This window comes from Pseudomonas sp. 44 R 15 (assembly GCF_900004965.1).
Taxonomy (GTDB): Bacteria; Pseudomonadota; Gammaproteobacteria; order Pseudomonadales; family Pseudomonadaceae; genus Aquipseudomonas; species Aquipseudomonas orientalis_A.
The window spans coordinates 12,474-12,974 of sequence record NZ_CVTU01000085.1 but is presented as its reverse complement, the minus strand read 5'-3'; positions in this window follow the sequence as shown (position 1 = coordinate 12,974).

The following is a 501-nucleotide window of genomic DNA, read 5'->3' as shown; positions in this document are numbered from 1 at the left end:
AAAAAAAGGCGCGATGATGATCGTTCCCACGCTCCGCGTGGGAACGCCGCCCCGGACGCTCCGCGTCCTGCTGTCAGCGAAAAAACGGCACTCGTGTAATGGTGACGCAGAGCGTCACGGTATGCATTCCCACGCGGAGCATGGGAACGATCAAGGAACGATCAATTGTTGTTCTGGAACAAGTCACTTTAATAAAAGCACTGCAAAAAAGGCGCGATGATGATCGTTCCCACGCTCCGCGTGGGAATGCCGCTCCGGACGCTCCGCGTCCTGCTGTCAGCGAAAAAACGGCACTCGCGCAATGGTGACGCAGAGCGTCACGGGATGCATTCCCACGCGGAGCATGGGAACGATCAAGGAACGATCAATTGTTGTTCTGGAACAAGTCACTTTAATAAAAGCACAGAAAAAAAGGCGCGATGATGATCGTTCCCACGCTCCGCGTGGGAATGCCGCTCCGGACGCTCCGCGTCCTGCTGTCAGCGAAAAAACGGCACTCGC